10 protein-coding genes are annotated in these 18,618 nt (G+C 44.5%); 5 read left to right on the forward strand and 5 right to left on the reverse strand.

All coding sequences use genetic code 11. The features are described 5' to 3' along the window. Nucleotides 1–7 precede the first annotated feature (7 nt). The 5 genes from cobG (at nt 8) to hetI (ending at nt 6,149) form a co-directional block, all read left to right on the forward strand. Complete coding sequence (gene cobG / locus ACM0OZ_RS08525) at nt 8–1,633, forward strand: precorrin-3B synthase (RefSeq protein WP_414582363.1); 1,626 nt, start codon at nt 8–10, stop codon at nt 1,631–1,633. Nucleotides 1,634–1,646: 13 nt separating this feature from the next. Then, complete coding sequence (locus ACM0OZ_RS08530; protein ID WP_414582364.1) at nt 1,647–2,276, forward strand: precorrin-8X methylmutase; 630 nt, start codon at nt 1,647–1,649, stop codon at nt 2,274–2,276. Beyond that, nucleotides 2,273–2,977: a precorrin-2 C(20)-methyltransferase gene (locus ACM0OZ_RS08535; protein ID WP_332992564.1), complete on the forward strand. Its 705-nt coding sequence runs from the start codon at nt 2,273–2,275 to the stop codon at nt 2,975–2,977. The genes ACM0OZ_RS08530 and ACM0OZ_RS08535 overlap by 4 nt, the downstream gene beginning before the upstream one ends. 139 nt (nt 2,978–3,116) lie before the next feature. Further along, on the forward strand, nt 3,117–4,970 hold the full coding sequence (gene cobJ / locus ACM0OZ_RS08540; RefSeq protein WP_414582365.1) for a precorrin-3B C(17)-methyltransferase: 1,854 nt from the start codon (nt 3,117–3,119) through the stop codon (nt 4,968–4,970). 459 nt (nt 4,971–5,429) lie between these two features. Beyond that, the gene (hetI, locus tag ACM0OZ_RS08545) at nt 5,430–6,149 is read left to right on the forward strand and encodes a 4'-phosphopantetheinyl transferase HetI (RefSeq protein WP_414582366.1); all 720 of its coding nucleotides are present in this window, start codon (nt 5,430–5,432) and stop codon (nt 6,147–6,149) included. Nucleotides 6,150–6,397: 248 nt separating this feature from the next. On the opposite strand, the gene ACM0OZ_RS08550 is transcribed toward hetI, so the two are convergent. From ACM0OZ_RS08550 to ACM0OZ_RS08570, 5 genes are all read right to left on the reverse strand, one after another. Beyond that, on the reverse strand, nt 6,398–7,168 hold the full coding sequence (locus ACM0OZ_RS08550; RefSeq protein ID WP_414582367.1) for a glucose 1-dehydrogenase: 771 nt from the start codon (nt 7,166–7,168) through the stop codon (nt 6,398–6,400). A gap of 673 nt (nt 7,169–7,841) precedes the next feature. Further along, nucleotides 7,842–9,362: a thioester reductase domain-containing protein gene (locus tag ACM0OZ_RS08555; RefSeq protein WP_414582368.1), complete on the reverse strand. Its 1,521-nt coding sequence runs from the start codon at nt 9,360–9,362 to the stop codon at nt 7,842–7,844. A 93-nt stretch (nt 9,363–9,455) separates the two neighbouring features. Next, complete coding sequence (locus ACM0OZ_RS08560; RefSeq protein WP_414582369.1) at nt 9,456–11,117, reverse strand: PfaD family polyunsaturated fatty acid/polyketide biosynthesis protein; 1,662 nt, start codon at nt 11,115–11,117, stop codon at nt 9,456–9,458. A gap of 176 nt (nt 11,118–11,293) precedes the next feature. After that, on the reverse strand, nt 11,294–16,141 hold the full coding sequence (locus tag ACM0OZ_RS08565) for a PfaB family protein (RefSeq protein WP_414582370.1): 4,848 nt from the start codon (nt 16,139–16,141) through the stop codon (nt 11,294–11,296). A gap of 705 nt (nt 16,142–16,846) precedes the next feature. Then, entirely contained in the window at nt 16,847–18,589 is a 1,743-nt protein-coding gene (locus ACM0OZ_RS08570; RefSeq protein ID WP_414582371.1) for an SDR family NAD(P)-dependent oxidoreductase, read from the reverse strand. Nucleotides 18,590–18,618: the final 29 nt, after the last annotated feature.

Genomic DNA, 18,618 nt, shown 5'->3' on the forward strand with positions numbered 1-18,618 from the left:
TGCAGGCGTGTCATTACCGTGTGATTTTGTTAGTTGTCCTGGTCTTTTTTATGGAACGTCCGCGCGGGACGGTATATTATCTCGCATCCGCATACCTGGAGGAATACTCGCTAGCCAGCAGTGTCGTGTGATAGCTGACTTAGCTGACGAGTTTGGAACTGGCTATGTTCATATTACCAATCGCGCCAACCTCCAAGTCCGTGAAATCCGCAAGGAAATGACCGCTGATGTTTTGAGAGTCTTGCAGGAAATTGGCATAGCCTCAAGTCTCCCAGAGGTTGACCATCTGCGTAATATCATGGGTAGTCCTACAGCAGGCATTGACCCATACGAATTAATTGATACTCGACCGTTCATCCGCGAATTAGACAATTATATTGCTACTCACGCGGAGCTAGCACCACTTTCACCAAAATTTAGCGTTGCTTTTGATGGTGGTGGTTCTGTGTCGATAGGCGATCGCCTCAATGATATCGCCCTAACCGCTGCCGTAGTTGGTACAAAAGCTTACTTCCACCTCAAGTTGAATTTAGGTGTATCGCAGGTTGAACCATTCATTGATACAGGCATTCTCCTGAAACCAGAGGAATGTCTAGAAGTCGTGGCTGGATTGGCGAAAGTTTATTTGCAGCATTTGGCAGTAGGGAGTGAGAAGATAATTCCCCATCGCAAATCGCGCCAGTCGCGTCTCTGGCAGGTTTTGAACGACTTAGGCATTGAAAGATTTTTCCAAGAAGTTGAGCATCATCTTCCTTATCGATTGCGGCAGTTTTCTCCAGTATGGAGTGATACTAAGTTGCGTTCAAAAACCTCACCCCGCCCTCCGGGCACCCCTCTCCTTGGCAAGGAGAGGGGCAGGGGTGAGGTGATACCTATGAACGCAACTCGGTATGACGTGGACAGATGTAGAACTCTCAGATGCAACGTCTCTACCAGATACCAACATATAGGTGTCCATCCCCAACGACAGAAAGGGCTATCTTACATCGGTGTTGTGCTACCCGTTGGTAAATTGGAAACTTGGCAAATGCGTGGTCTAGCGGATATTGCGGAAACATATGGCACTGGTACTCTTCGGCTGACGCCTTGGCAAAACCTTCTCATATCAGATATTCCCCATCAGTCGGTTCCTCAAGCACAAAGTCAAATCGAAAACTTAGGATTGCATTGGTCTGCAACCAACATTCGCAGCGCCTTAGTCGCCTGTGCTGGCAATACGGGATGTGCGTCTTCAGCAACAGATACCAAAGGTCACGCCTTGGCATTAGCTAACTATCTGGATAGTTGCCTCACTCTCGACCAACCAGTCAACATTCACTTCACAGGTTGCGAAAAATCCTGTGCCCAGCACAGCAGAAGCGATATCGCCCTCCTTGGTGTCAGTATTGAGCAGGAGGGGAAAACGGTGGAAGGTTATAAAATCTACGTGGGTGATGGTGACAGCAATGAGAAATTTGGACGAGAACTTTACAGTTTGGTATCGTTTGCAGAATTATGCCTATTGCTAGAACGGATGCTGCAAATCTATATGGCAAAACGTGCTACTCCCAATGAATCATTTGGGGAATTTGCGAACCGATATGCTATTGAAGATTTACAACGGTTGTTTGAGCAAGGGGATGTGAGGCACTAGGGACAAATGACAAATGACTATTGAATACATTCGAGATGGTAACGAAATATATCGCAAATCCTTTGCCACTATTCGCTCAGAGGCAAATCTGTCTGTACTTGCCCCGGATGTCGCGAAGGTTGTCGTGCGTCTGATTCATGCTTGCGGCATGACAGATATTGTTGATGATATAGCAGCTGCACCAACAGCTGTGGTATCTGGGCGTACAGCTTTAGCAGCAGCGGCACCAATTCTGTGTGATTGCCGGATGGTGGCAGAAGGAATTACGCGGCGGCGACTGCCAGCAGACAATGGGGTCATTTGCACCCTCAATGATCCAGAAGTGCCAGAACTTGCCCAAAAACTGGGAACCACGCGTTCTGCCGCTGCCTTGGAATTGTGGCTACCAAAGTTAGAAGGCGCAGTGGTGGCAATTGGCAATGCACCGACTGCCTTGTTTCGGTTGCTGGAAATGCTGGATGCCGGGGCACCAAAACCAGCGCTCATTCTAGGGTTTCCAGTAGGATTTGTGGGGGCAGCAGAATCGAAAGCCGCACTGGCAGCAGATAGTCGTGGTGTCCCATTTATAACATTGCATGGTCGGCGGGGTGGAAGTGCCATTACCGCTGCCGCAGTTAACGCCTTAGCGACGGAGGAAGAATGATGGCGAAAGGTCGTCTTTATGGAGTTGGAGTCGGTCCGGGTGATCCGGAACTTTTAACACTGAAAGCACTGCGGTTACTACGTTCTTGCCCAGTGGTTGCTTATCAATCCGCAGAAGATAAAGAGAGTATTGCTAGAGGTATCGTAGCCCAATATCTCCCTGGTAATCAAATCGAGGTAAAATATCATCTCCCGCGTGCGCTTGATCCGTATGCAGCACAACCGGTTTATGACCAGGTTGTCACGCCTATTGCCGAACATCTTGCCGCCGGACGGGATGTGGTAGTCCTGTGCGAGGGCGATCCATTATTTTACGGCTCGTTCATGTACGTATTCACACGGCTGTCTGACCAGTTTGAAACAGAAGTCGTGCCAGGGGTTTCTTCACCGATGGGATGTGCTTCAGCATTAGGAGTCCCCCTGAGTTACCGAAACGATATTTTCAGCGTACTGCCAGCCACCCTACCAGCCGAAGTCCTAGAAGCACAATTGTTAAATGCTGATGCTGCCGCCATTATCAAACTGCAGCGGCATTTCACGAAAGTATCTGACGCGCTGTATAAATTAGGGCTTGCCTCAAGGGCGCGTTACATTGAGCGAGGGACGATGGCAAACCAGCGAACCATACCTTTGGATGACGTAGATCCAGCCCAAGTGCCTTACTTTTCGATGGTTCTGGTGCCGAGTAAGAGTCATTTATGATGCCAAAAATGACGTTTTTGAATTCAAAATTCAAAGTATGCGCTATCGGCACGCACTCTACAAAAAAAGAATTTTGAATTCCCCTGAAAGGGGTATAGGGTATTAATTTTGAATTTATAATTTTGAATTTTGAATTGTTATGACACCTGCTGTTATCGTGCTGTTGGGTGCTAACAGCATCCCTGTAGCCAAAAAAATTATCAGTGTTCTTCCAGGAGCGCAGTTATACGGGCTGGCAGGTCGTACTTCTGATGTGGATGTCACTTTTACTGAGTTTGGAACGACACTACGGGAGTTGTTCGCCAATGGAACACCCATCATTGGCATTTGTGCTACAGGTATCCTGATCCGAACCCTCGCGCCACTGCTTGCCAACAAGCGACAGGAACCCCCAGTTCTAGCTGTTGCCGAAGATGGTAGTGCAGTCGTGCCACTTTTAGGCGGACTCAATGGTGTAAATTCTCTGGCACGCCAAATCGCTAGCGTACTGGGTGTCAAACCTGCCATCACAACTACAGGTGACATCCGATTTGGCATCGCACTAGAAGACCCCCCAGCAGGCTACCGCCTGGCGAACCCCGAATACGCCAAATCTTTCATGTCCGACTTGTTGGCGGGACATTCCGTGAGGTTGGAGGGTGATGCACCTTGGTTGAGGAATAGTTCGTTACCTATCGACCAAGATGCAGAAAGAGTCATACAAATTACAGAAAAGCCAGTCGTTTCCATCTCAACCCGCCTCGTCTATCACCCAGCAACCGTGGCAATTGGAGTCAGTTGCACCTCACCCCGCCCTATCGGGCACCCCTCCTCGCTTGCGGGGAGGGGCAGGGGGTGGGGTTCTGAGGAAATCGCCCTTGTGCAGCAAATGCTAGCTGATGCTGAGTTAGCCCCAGCATCCGTTGCCGGAGTCTTCGCCAGCACCCTTGATGCTGCCAATCCAGCTTTACAAGCAATTGCCGACGCCCTCAACGTGCCTATTCGCTTCTTTACGACCGATGAGATTGCTGCTGCTATGTCGCAAAACAATACCGCAGATGGGGCAGTAGCGATCGCATTAGCGGCTTCCTCTGGGCGGTTGGTGATGCAACGACAATTATCTGACTTTAGCTGCGCGATTGCGCAGAGCGCAGCGCCCTTTGGGGCGATTGCCCAAGGGGCAGTGGCAAAGCCAATCGCACTTGCACCCCTACCCATCGATATCAACACCACAGGCAAACCACGTGGTCGGTTGGCAATAATTGGCACCGGACCCGGAGCAAGCGATTGGATGTCACCGGAAGTCAAGGAAATTTTACGTAATGCCACTGATTTAGTAGGTTATTCTACATACTTAGAATTAGTGGGTTCTCTTGGCAACAACAAACGGCGGCATGAGTCCGACAACCGGGAAGAACTTGCACGGGCGCGGATGGCGCTGGATTTAGCCGCAGAGGGGCGTTTTGTGGCGGTGGTATCCTCTGGTGATCCCGGTATTTATGCAATGGCAGCAGCAGTATTTGAAGTGCTTGATCAAGAGGCAAAACCAGAATGGCAAGGTATCGAAATTCAAGTCGCACCGGGTATTTCCGCGATGCAAGCAGCGGCGGCAAAGATTGGTGCCCCGCTTGGTCATGACTTCTGCACCATCTCCCTGTCTGACATTTTGAAGCCGTGGTCAATTATCGAACAGCGAATTACTGCTGCTGCCCAAGCTGATTTCGTGATTGCTTTTTATAACCCAGTGTCAAAGCAGCGCCTTTGGCAACTAGCAGAGACACGAAATATATTATTGCGTTACAGACATCCTGATACGACCGTGGTACTTGCCCGCAACCTTGGTAGGAATGGAGAATCTGTTGAGGTTTACACTTTGGAAGATTTAGCACCAGAACTTGCTGATATGCGGACAGTCATTCTTGTCGGGTCAAGCAAAACCCGGATGATTCAGCGGTGCGATGGTAGCGTTTGGGTCTACACTCCCCGTCGATATGATGAACCCAAGACTCCATAAAATCGCTTTTGATACCAAGTTGCGTTCATAATTGTACCCTCTCTCCCTTGTCCCCCTTGTACCTCTTATCGCTTCAACAAGAAAAGTCTGAAAATAGTTAAGAATCGCTTACAAGAAGACTATCGGAATCAGGTCATAAAGTTATATAATAACGGGAAAGTCAAAAAGCAAAACCGATTTTGACAACGCACTTTTTCTTCTATCTCTTGGAAAAAGCGACAACACCGTTAGACCATTGATTTGTTGAGTGTGAGATTGGGGCTTTCCGATGAAAGCCCAAACGAGAGGAATGACGGATAAATCCACACATCTCCTACATCTTGTCGTGAGAGTGGTAAATTACCGCACAATGAGTAGGGGGCGATCGTTCATAGCGGAAGAACACCGCTGTTAACACCAATCCTCTCAAAATTTAGGTATCTAAATTCAGGCATTAGCTAACTATTACTGCGTGACTCAATGACTGTTGAAAATCATTTGTGGCTGCCTGCATCGGCAGATTTAACTTTGTTGCAGGATGAAGTTCATGTCTGGCGAATTGACCTTGACAGACCAGAAGCACAGTTGCAACATTTGGCAGCAACCCTCTCCAGCGACGAAGTTTGTCGAGCAAAGCGTTTTTATAAAGAACAGCATCGGCAGCGTTTTATTGCTGGTCGCGGTATACTGCGAACTATATTGGGTCGCTACTTGGGTGTCGAGGCGCAACAATTGCAGTTCTCTTATGAATCCTCTGGCAAACCAGTGTTAGCTGATACGTTTGCTGATAGTAAACTATCGTTTAACTTGACTCACTCAGTTGGGTTAGCTTTGTGTGCAGTGAGTTGCGATCGCCTCGTGGGAGTAGACCTAGAATACATCCGCCCGATTTCTGACGTTCTTGCCCTTGCTAAACGATACTTTTCACCTGCGGAATATGCAGTGATGTGTGGGCTTCCTCCCAACAAAATGCAAGAGGTATTTTTCCGCTACTGGACTTGCAAAGAAGCATATTTAAAAGCCACTGGAGTAGGAATTGCTCACTTAGAGCAAATAGAGGTTTCCCTCACTCCAGGGCAACCAGCAAAGCTAAAGACAGAGGAAAAATGGAGCTTGGATGAGTTGGTACCAGCTGACAATTCTGTTGCGGCTGTTGCTGTAGAGGGTAGTGGCTTGCAGTTAAGATGCTGGCAGTATTAATCTTGAGAACCTCACCCAATCATTGAAGCACTCTCAAGACCCTAAAAGACCATATCTGGGAAAACAGGGTCTGCACATCTGCCAAGCTTTCTGTTGTCCTGCATAAATGATTAAAACAGTGAACAGTGAACAGTGAACAGTACCAGCCGCAGTGGATAGTGGATAGTGGACAGTGAACTGTTAATTGTTAACTGTCAACTGACAACTGATAACTGATAACTGATAACTGGTAACTGTTAAATTTCTGGCTATGCGACTAAACCACCATCTACAACCATCGCATGTCCGTTGACATACGATGCAGTATCTGAACACAGAAAAAGTGCAATCTCAGCGATTTCTTCCGGGGTTCCCCAACGTCCCATAGGGACTTTATCAGCCATCAAATCTTTCAAATCAGAGTTTTGATGGTTTTGATGAATCTCGCTTTCAACCATTGGTGTGTAGATGTAGCCTGGACACAATGCGTTGATGCGGATACCCGCTTTTGCATATTCAACGGCGGCGGTTTTCGTCAGTCCTATGACAGCATTCTTGCTGGCAGTGTAGGCAGGAAAACGTTCCAGGCAGTTACTCAAACCAGCAGCGGCGGACATATTGACGATCGCTCCGCCGCCTTGTTCCCGCATATAAGGAATTTGGTATTTCATGCACAACCACACACCCTTAAGATTAATGTTGAGCACTCGATCCCAGTTGTCCTCGGTGCAAGCAGCCGTTGAACTACTCACTCCCTTGATACCAGCATTGTTAAATGCACAATCGATCGCTCCATAGGTATCAACAGTTTTTTTAATCAGTTTCTTGACCTCAGCCGCCTTGGAAACGTCTGTCTTAACGAAAATAGCTTCACCGTAGCTTGCCTCGATTTTGCTAACTGTATCAACACCCGCTTCAACAGCTACATCAGCAACAACGACCTTTGCTCCTTCCCTGGCAAATGCTAGTGCAGAAGCCCTGCCAATTCCCGAACCGCCTCCAGTCACCAGAACGACTTTTCCTGTGAACGTTGCTACCACTTCAATACCTCCATAAATTTGCTTTTAGTGGTTAATTATGAGTTGTGAGTTGTTAATTATTAGTTATTTTCAAAGACTAACTAGTAGCTGATAACAAATAACAACATAAACGAAGTGATTAACCAACTTTAATATCAGCTCTTTTGGGTGATTTATCGCTGTGAACCATAACCAAACTTAAATTCCGTAGCGGAGCGCACCCGTTGCGGTAGGTAGAATTTCCGAAATGCTTTGCTTCACGGAGCTTACTTTCAAACAAAGCACGGAGTTAACCAGATTATAACATTTTTATTTTTTCTTAGCTTGAATTATAAATAACACTAATATTTATAATAAAAAGCTTACCAAGTAAGTATTTGCTCATTCCCCATTAGCTGATTCATATTATCCATAAAGAAACGGCAGTCTGGAGCGACGGCTTTTAACGCTCAGACTGCCTCAAAAAGTTTAATGCACAACGCTAAGAGCGCTTATTTATCGAAACAATTGCAGTAAAAGTCTAAACTTCAGACCAATTACCAATAATACAAACTAGTAGTTTATGTCATTAATTTTGACATATCATAGGGATCAGATCCCCGACTTCTTTAAGAAGTCGGGGATCTTGTAACCCATTAGAATTAATGAAACACGCTAACTACATTACCTTTCAAACAAAGCTAGTGGCGCACTTCTAGGCAACATTCAAAAAACCGGTTTCAATCAAGTAAGAGGAGTATGTGATAAACAATTTAGAGTCTATCGGTGGACAAAGAATCGAGCTTCCTGCAAGTGCATCGAGTGTTTCCTGACAGCTTATAAAGGGTCTTTTAGCTTGCAGATATAAATCTGGAATCGTCAGTCCTTCTTGAGACCACCGTTCAAATAAGAAAGGTCGTAGTGTGTACAAAGGATTTTCCACAGAAGTCGCATTTTTCATTAACAGTGCTTGCCACTCGTCATAAGGAAGCATTTGAATTGGAAAACCGAAAGAGCGCATCCATTCAACTAACATCTTTAAGGATACAGGTTCAGGATGTTGTAAGTGGAAAGCTTTGCCTATAGATTCTTTTTGCCTTGATAGATAAACAATCGCTTTGCTCACATAGTCCACAGGAGACATATCCAGCATATAATCCACATCTGGAAAACATCCCATCTGAAGACAGCCTTTGATCATCAGGTTGGTAAAATCATGAGTGTTAGACACACCTGTTCGACTGTCCCCTGCTATCAATGGTGGTCTGTGGATGGTAATGGGAAGTCCTCGCTCACCGGCAATCTTAACTAACTTTTCAGCAACCCATTTTGTTTGAGAGTAACCGAGATAAATACCCTCCCAATGGTCAAAGTTATCCTGTTCTTTAACGACCTTGCCAGCATAAGCAGGTGATTCAAAAACAGCAACACTAGAAACGTAATGCAGAGGTTTAACTTTGATTTCGCTTGCTAAGCGTATCACTTCCTGCGTTCCCAGAACATTAGCAGTCTTCAGTGCTGAGTAGGGATATACATAATTCAGCGTGGCAGCACTGTGATACACAGCGTCAAGATTAGCTGCCAGCATTTCAAACCCTTCAGTACTGAGACCTAAAAGTGGCTGAGATAAATCTCCAGGAATCGCAGTAATTCTGGGGCTAAACTCTTCTTCCCAAACCGCATATTGTTGCAAGTTTTTCTTCAGCTTGCGCTTGCCTTCCTCAGAATTAGCAGCACGTACTAAGCAATAGATATCTGCATTTGTTGTCTGTAGCAGTTCATGGATGAGAAAAGCTCCTAAAAAGCCTGTTCCTCCAGTTAAAAAGACATTATCCAGTTCAGTTGTAAATTTAAAAGTCGATGCAGGACGGATGTTCGGGTCTAAAACAGCTTCAGCACTTAAATCGAGCGTTACCGTCTTGACAGCGGAAAGATTTGTTCGAGGAGCAACTCCCGTGTCTTCAACCTGTGACTCCAAATTTTGCGATTCTTCAGCTAAACGCTGTGAAAGTGCTTCGACATTTGGGTAATGCCACAGCAACGTAGGAGAGACTTCAAACCCCAGCATCTTCTCTGCTTGGGTCACTAAAACCATAGCTTGAGCTGAGTCTAAACCGTAGCTTTCTAAAGACTCTTGGATATTAATTTCATCAGGTTCGATTTTTAGTGCCTCAGCAAGAATAGACACTAGCCATTCTTGAACTTCTTCTGCCGTATGAAACTGTTTTGAAGCCATTATTTACACACCTCTAACATCATAGTCTGCGATTTCTTAGAAACCCGGTTTCTCTGAGAAACCGGGTTTCTTGAACCCCTCAATTTGTAGCTTTTAAAAGCTAGTAGAATAAACTGGACGATACTGACAGTAGTCATCCGAGATTTGTAGACCTTGAATTTTTAAACTTTGAATGCGGTATAAAAATGCTGCTCCAGTCATGATGTGATCAGCAACATCAACGACTCGGCGATTTTTTGGCTCAGCCAAATAAGAACCACGAACCCAGTCATTAAAACTACCCATCACCGGACCACACCAAATTTGATAATCGACTTCTCGACCCTTTTCTCCAGAACTAGACCAGCGAGAGGATAATCCTAAATACCAGCGAAAAATTGCCGCCATTTTCATTTTGGGATTGTTGATTGCTTTCCCTAGTTTTTCAGGATTTCTTTTGGACAAATAAGTTGCAGCTTCTTCCCATACTTGAGCAAGGCTCTTACGAAAAATTTGTTTTTCTAATTTTTCTCGTTCTGGGACAGGGATATCTTCAATCGAGTCATAATTCCTGTATATCTCATACAGTTTCTGAGCTCGTAGAGGGAACATAGTTCCTCTTTTTAAAACTTGAAGTTTGACTCCCATTTCAAACATATCTGCTGCTGGAGCCATCATCATGTCAGCCATTTCTGCTTGTGCTAACAATTGCTTGGTAAAATCACAAGTTCCAGCTTCAACACACGACTGATTAATCGAACCAGTCACCACATAAGCAGCACCCATCATAAAGCCGGCTATTGCTGATTGTGGTGTCCCAATTCCCCCGGCTACTCCAACTCTGATAGGTGTTGAGTAACGATATTTTTCCTGAATTTCATTTTTTAATGCCAACATAGAAGGCAGCAGACAAACTAGGGGGCGATTGTCTGTATGTCCGCCAGAATCCGCTTCTACAGTAATATCATCGGCGATGGGAAGCGTAGCCGCAAGATTTGCCTGTAACTCACTGATGAGTCCTTGTGCAACAAGTTCTTTAAGAATTTTTAGTGGTGCTGGTTGCAGAAATTTGCTAGCGACTTCTCGACGGGAGATTTTGGCAATGACTTTGTTTTTGATTTCAATTTGATTGGCTGCATTCACGCCCAGCCCAGCCGCACGGTAATAGACAATATTGGGAGTCAAGTCCAAAAATGCCGAAGCTTCTACAGTTTTCACCCCATATTTGAGGTAGATATCCACAGCACGGCGTTCAATAGCAGGTTCATTCGGACTGTGAATAAGATTAGAAGCATAGGGACCTTGAGGTAAGGCTTGTTGAATACGGTTAATAGCTGCTTCAAGACGGTCTGGACTTAAACCACCAGCACCAAAGGAGCCCAAAATTTTCTCTTTTCCAAGTGCAATCACCATCTCTTCAGATGCAATACCGCCAGCCATTGCACCAGTAGCATAGGCGTATTTCACACCATGAGAGGAAAGAAAACTGGGGTCTCCTAAATTATGTGTTGAGGTCGGTGGAACTGCAATCAACAATTCTACTTGTCCTGTCCCATTATCAGTAGAACAAGAATAACCTTCGTTGGTGACACCAATTTTTCCTGCTACTCTTACGATGTAACAAGGTTTATGTAAATTCTGCAATTTCTCTTTGATATCTGATGGTTCAAACGCCACACAATCTAAGTCACCTTTCCAAACTTGATTGTGATTGAAGTGACCAAAAAAGCTAAGACCGTTATTGTATTTACCTAATACCGCATTTTCAGTTTTCACGGTAGTGATTCCCTTGAATTGTGAGTAAGAGAGAGTCGTTAGTGGTTAGTTGTAGACACGCGCCATGGCGCGTCTGTACATTTGTTAGTTGTAGACACGCGCCATGGCGCGTCTGTACATTTGTTAGTTGTCAATAGTGAAAGAATAACAACTAACTACTACCTATTAATAAATAACTAAGTCAGTAAGTTTTCAGCACAAGCCAGTTGTAATTGAATAATTTCGCTCATTTGTTGGCTAAATTCTTGTCTGGATTTTAAGAAGTCAGCGTGAGCTTTATTAACGCTCTTATTGTTAGCACTTAACTTGTCGTACTGAGACTGACTTAAGTCAAGGATAGGCACTGAATGGACAAAATTTTGAGTGGTGTTGATTGGATGCAGAATGGATTGAGAAATAATTTCTTGAGTTACAGTTGACTCACAAGATTGTAACTCTTCCCTAGATCCAAAACTGTTATTAGTGGTATTTTTCACGTTTTCTTCGTCTTGCTTAGTCGTTGATAGTGTCAGGTTGCCGAGATGACTTCCACCATTGTGGATACTGCTTGAGTCTTTGAGTGAATTTGTGAGTTCAGACTCTATGGAGAGAGGAATATTTTGATGCTGGTTGCTAACAAGATGAAGTTGTTTTTTGCTAGCTACATTCTCAAAAAGCGTACGGTTTTCGTCACTCAAGATTTTGGCAACAATTCTGTTTCCACCCAAGTTGACAGTTTTCACAGTCGGTTTAAGTTGACTGGATGTTTCTGTTGTCTGACTATACAGAGATGATAAATCCAGAGAAACTTGATGACTGAAAAGTTTTGCTAATGCTCTGATAATAGAAGTATGGTCGTCCATACCTCTTCTATTGAAGGATACGGTGATATGTTCTTTGTTTTCTAGGATTTTATCAATCCATCGAGAACAAACATTGCCAGACCCTGCTTCAACGAATATTCTTGCCCCATCCTCGTAGACGCGGTTCACTAATCGAGGGAAATCAACCTGTTCACACAAGGTTTTTGTAAGACTATGAGCGATGACATCACTATCAAGTCTGATGGGCATATACTCAGCCGCAGAGTAAAACACAACGCCGGGTATGTTGTGGGACGGCAAGGTGTTGACTTTAACTATTTCGTCGTACTCCGATGCCATTGGTTCGCAGTGGATTGCATGGTTGAAGGGAGCGCGGAAAGCGTTGCAACCCAAACTTTTGATCACTCTCTGACAGGCGGCTGTATCACCAGCAATTAAAACTTCTTCTGGTGAATTTATCTGAGTCAAGTAGACGCGATTTTCATTTTTGAGGCATTCCCTCACCTGGGATGGAGTCGCCATCAAAAGATAGGTACTCCAAAAATCATTATCTGGCGATTGTTGTGCTGATGGTAATCCCCAATATTCCCGCACGGCGTTTTTCGGTCCAGATATCCTGTCTCCAAACAAAGGAGATGCGTGAAAGGCGTTAATCCCTTGGCTAAAGTTGCTCCATACCCCCATCGCCGCCATCATACTAGTCTCGCCCAGGCTATAACCAAAAACATATTTTGGCTTGAGGAGGAAATCATCTCGGATAATTGTGGTAATGAGTCTGGCAAATGCCATGTCAGTTTCAAAGATTGCCAAGGAATTATTGAGCAATCGCTGTTCGAGATTTTCCAACTGCCTGGTTGATAATTTATTCAAGCTTCTGGGAAAGACGAGCTGAGAAACTTCAGCAAAAAGGCTGAAAAGACTTTTGATGACCAAGTCATCGTGAACTTTGGGAAACAGGCGGAAGAGATTACGACCGATGCCAAGATAGGAATTAACCGCAGCAGGATAAACGTATGCTACACCCCCCTTCTTGCCTATTGCTTTAGCTGTGAAATAACTGCCTACTGGTGTTTGCCAGTCTTCCCCGTTTTCAAAGGCATTATTCACACCTTTGAAGGCAGCTTCAATTTCCCTTGCTAATTCGTTTTTGTTTCGTCCAAGAATTGCGATCGCATAATTTGCTTCAACACGCTGTTTGTAGATAGCAAAAGTTTGGCTTGCAGTAACGTTTAAAGAAGTAGAATTTTCGATGGTTGTTTTGAGAGCGTTAATCTGCTGGAGTAAATCGGAGCGATTATCAGCTGCAATGGGGAACAGATAATAAGGTGTTTGCTCCAAATACTTGCTGTGGCGCTGTATCTGCTGAGGTTCTTCTGACAAGATGACATGCGCGTAAGTCCCATCCATCCCCATGCTATTAATTGCAGCAACTCGCTTTTTAGCGTCTTTGCCCAAAAACCAAGGTCTTGATTCTGTGGCAACATAAAAGGGACTATCCTGCCAAACCTCTTGGTTTTTGACACCAGACCATTTGGGGGTTGCGGGAATGTATCTGTGATGGAGACAAAGAGCCGTTTTAATTAAGCTGGCAATTCCCGATGCTACATATGTGTGACCGATATTTGCTTTGACACTGCCAATTGCACAATTAAGACCATTTTTATCCGCTGGATATGCCTGGACTAAACCTTTGATTTCTGCTTCATCTTCTTGGGGAATACCACTCCCACAAACTTCTAGATATTCAATGTCTGTAGGTTTGACACCTGCAATCTCAAAAGCTTGTCTCGAGACAGAGTTGACGGCTGTTGCATCAGGCGTTGTTAGACGGCTGTCCAAGTCATTGGATGTAGAATGCTGTTGTGCAAAACTAACGGCATCGATGACTGCATAAATGCGATCGCTCTGCTTTGTTGCTGTGTCGTGGCGCTTCAGGACAACTGCGCCTGCACCTTCACCAACCGTCCAACCATTCGCCTTTTGGTCGTAACTGAGGGTATTGACTCCTGTATTGATTTGTGCAGTGAGATTTCGCAGCAAGATATTTTCTACCCCGCCAGCTAAATCAACAGCACCCACAAGCACAGCGTCCACTTCCCCAGCACTCAGTAACATTTGTGCGATTTCCAACACCTTGAAAGTGGAATTCTCGCCCGCTGTGATGGTGAATGCTGGACCTGTAAAATCCCACAGGGAAGAAATGCGACTTGCCATGATATTGGCGATATAACTCAGATATTCGCCGATTTCTACTGGATTGTGAACACCATCTTTGAGGATACTTTCCAGTTGAGCAATCTTTTCTTCTGGTAAAGAAATTTCTCCAGCAATCAAGCTTTCTTTTATTTGCCAAGAGAGATTCCATCTCTGCTGTAACTGGTGGACAGAAAATTCTGTCTCAGCGGCGATGATGACTGCAACATTTGCACCTTCTTTGATTCCCGCATCTTTCAAGGCGCGATCGGCAACTTTCAGAAGTAAGAGTTGTTGCGGGTTCAGCTTAGATAGTTCGTTCGGGGGGATTTTATAAGATAAGGTATCTATTTCCAAATCTTGGATGTATGCCCCTACTGGTGCTTTAGCGTTTGGTAACCCATACTTCTTGAGTAAGTCTTCTTGGTCTTCTAAGCCATGCCATCTGTCAGGCGGAAGGGGAATAAAATGCTGCGTTCCGTTATAAATGCTGCGGTCAAAAGCATCTAATCCATTGCAGGAGCCGAAAAAGGTATCCATACCCACAATGGCGATTTTGTCAAGTTGCACTGGTTGAGATGGGGAGGTCGTATCAGGTTCAGTTGATATCCCTCGGAACCCCACCCCGCCTTCGGCACCCCTCCCCGCTAGCAAAGAGGGGTTAGGGGAGAGGTTCTCTTGTTCCAAAATCATATGGGCGTTGGTTCCACCAAAACCAAATGCACTGATGGCGGCTCGTTTGACTGGTGCTTTTTGGGACCACTTGGCGGTACTTGTGACAATTCGTTGAGGCGAAATGACGTTGTTGTCGCATCCTATGGGGTCAGTAACATGAATTGTCGGTGGGATGACACCCTTGGACATACTTAAAAGCACCTTAATCAAGCTTACTGAGCCAGCAGCGACAAGTAGGTGACCAACGTTAGCCTTGACAGAACCTACTAGAGGGGTTGCTTGATGCTGACCAAAAAACGTTTCTACTGAGTTGAATTCGGTAGTATCTCCCAACAATGTGCCAGTCGCGTGGCACTCCATGTAATCAATATCTTTTGGACTGATTTGTGCCTCTTTGTAAGCGCGTTCAAAGGCGAGAATTTGCCCTTTGGAATTGGGGCTAAGTAAGTGTTTCCCTCGACCATCGTTCGAGAGTCCATTACCAGCGATGGTGGCATAAATGCGATCGCCATCTCTGAGTGCATCACTATATCGTTTCAGCACCACCATCCCAACTCCATCGGCAGTCATGAGTCCTCTAGAGGATTTGTCCAAAGGACGGCTCAGGTCGTTGTCTTCCGGGTATCCTTGGATACCGGAAAATAACATCCGCAAAAACAGAGGATCAGAACAGCTAATTCCCCCAGCCAACATCAAATCTGCTTTATGCGTCCACAAATAATGAGACGCAAGCTTCGCTGCATATAGTGGTGATGAACAGGCTGCATCAATGCACAAATGAATATTGGATAGAGCCAGGGCTTGGGCGATGACGGCAGCTGGCAAACCAGAAATCATTGCATTGTATGTGGAAGCTTTTGCAGATGCGCTCATTGAAGCTAAATCGAATTCTTCACACTGCAAAAGTTCTCTAATTGCAGGTGTTAGCACCTGTTCATATATAGGAGCGAATAATTGATTAGATAATTTTGTAGGCAACGAGAGAGAGCCTAATATCACTCCACATTTTGAGAGAACAGATTGATTGCTTAAATAACCACTATGTTGCAAAGCTTGTTTAGCAGCATCAAGTGACCATTGAAAGGTATTATCTAAGCTTTGTAGGAAGTTCGCTGGTAGCTTGTAACCATTTGGGTCAAACTGAAAGTCGCGGATGAATGCTCCCTTCAAAGAATAGATTTTGTCTGGTTTACCTTTGACTGGGTCATAAAAAACTTGTGGGTCTACTCCAATTTCTTCAGCAGTAATTGATGATGTTGAATCCTTCTGCTGGATAAGATTCTGCCAAAATTCTTCCGGATTTTTGGCATCAGGAAAGAGGCATGAGAATCCAATTATTGCTATCTTTTCCACGGCTGATTTCCTTATCCTAAGTGATTGAAAAAAGTATCTTGTATGAACTTCCAGGCTTTGGTTGAAAAGAGACTTCTTGCAAAAGTATGATCTAAGGATATTTAGAACCACAGATGGACACAGATGGACACAGATAATTTATCTATGCGTATCTGTGTACCCTCCCGGAAGCCCCCTCCGGCGTCTACATCTGTGGTTTTATTTTCATAATTTTGACTTTTGCAATCTTACTCCATGAGCTGCGTGAGCGCAAAGCGCCCCCGCTAGGGGTACACAACGAACTATGAAAGTAGAGTTTCAAGGCAGGTTTAATAGACTTCTTGCAAAAGCCATTTTCTTGGTGTACTTCTTTGCGACGCCAGTCGCCTGGCTGTCGGGAAAGCCATCATTCGCGCTGGCTCGTCTTTGCGCCTTTGCGCGAGACATAATAACATTTATGCAAGAGGTCTAATGTATTCTGCGAGGTTCTACCTTGCCTTACAGCGGTTTTCTGTAGGGTGGGCATTACCCATAAAAGCTTATCTTATGAAGCTTTGAAATATTATGCGGCAATGCCCCGAAGTTCCCTGGGCGTGGGAAACCCGCCTGCAGGACTTCTCTCCACCCGAAGATTTGTTGTCTAATGATAGAATTAGCGCTGTAATTCAAACATACAGGTCAAAAGACTCTGAGAACGAGATGGATTGCGTGAGCCCTATTCTTGATTTAGCCATTGAGTGATTTTGTAGGTATAATAGTTCCCTTGCCTCCCAAGAGACGCGAGCAGATTTTTCCTTGGGAATCGTGTACGATGAAATCGGCAACTATGCTAGTTGCAGTCTTTGACTTAACTTCACAAGACACATAAAAAGGTGTATTGCAGGGAATCTGCGTATACTGTTCATATTGTTGTTGCCCTGCAGGTAAGCATATTTCCTGATGAAAATGCTGCATCCAAATCCATAAAGGATGGGTACTCAAGTCAATGGCATAAGGATTCACCCACTTAACTGGAAATTGTCCTTGTTGTTTATCTGGAATTTCATGCCAAATACACTCAGCTGTGATTTTTTCAGGGCTAATGTTCAAAACCCTTTTGAGTTCTTGAAAAGAATCTCCATGAAATAAGGGAAAGAATGTTTCTGTCTTTGCTTGATAAAAATCTTTGCCAGCCATGGTGATGAGATTATCTTCTTCAAGATTCAAGGGTTCATAAGTGGGTTGTTCCGGTAGTTGGTGCACTAACTTAACCTGAGAAATGCTGAAATGATAATTGATTTTACCTTCTGGGGTTTTGCTCCATATTTTTGCTTGAAAGATGATTTCTTGAGAGTCAGTTTTAGAAATTTCTTGCAGTTCTAAAATATATTCCTTTGCAAGAGTTTCATTGAAAGTTATTCCCTTCAAAACTTTGAAATCTGTGTTACTAAAAAATCGATAACCCGGATAAAGTTGTTCGCAGGAATCGACAATCCATGACACTGCACAAGTGGCTGGCAAAACTGGCTTACCAGCAATGGTATGATCCAGTAAAAACGGATTGGCTTCTAGTGAGAGTTGACGACGGATGCTGTAGGTTCGCAGTTGGGAATCTAGGGGTGCAGGAGGCGGAACTATAGGGCTACCGATAACTACTTGTGCGGTTCCCTGATTTGCAGGATGAAGTTCGTTGACAAGCATTTGCGTTCCGACTTCGACGGGAAGAATATCGATACCCCGTCGGGCAAACTCTTTTTTCAATTGCGGTGTCACCATACCGCTATCCCAGCCACCCCAATTGATAGCTACAACATGACATTCGGGGTAGCGTTGCTTGACGAGATGGGCTGATTTGTTGAGAATTTCGTTGGCGATCGCGTAGTCAGTCTGACCGATATTACCGTAAAAACCTGTTACAGAAGAAAACAAAACCAAATATTCAAGTTGATTAGGTTTTATGCAAGATAGAAGATTTTCCAGCCCCTTAACTTTAGCTGTATAAACCTTCTCAAAATCCTGTTCTGTTTTCTTTTCAATCAATTTATCAGCTAAATTGCCAGCACCATGTATGATGCCAGTAATCGGTCCAGTACGCTCAACTATAGCAGCAAGTTTCTCCTTTAAGTCATCTGCATTAGTGACATCAACACTCAAATATTCAGCATGACTTCCTGCTTGTTGAATGGCTTGTAAAGTCTGTTTAATCTCTCGAGTAGAGATAATTTTGTTATAAAGCTTTTGTACGTTGACAGGTAGGGGCTTCTCTCCCAGTGATATCAAGTATTCCATGATGCTTTTTTTTAACACTGGTTCTTCCAAACAATCTTTCGCCCAATCTGGTTCTTTATCTAGGAGTTCTGAGCGACCTAGAAGGATAAATTTGCAAGGAGAATGCTGTGCTAATTTGATAGTGCATTTCGCTGTAATACCTTTTGCACCACCACTCACGAGAAAAACTGATGTGGAACGAATGTTGGTTGTTAGTGTCATAAATTTTGTGTTTACCTTGTTTTCTTTTT

The organism is Scytonema sp. PCC 10023 (assembly GCF_963920835.1).
GTDB lineage: Bacteria > Cyanobacteriota > Cyanobacteriia > Cyanobacteriales > Nostocaceae > Kalymmatonema.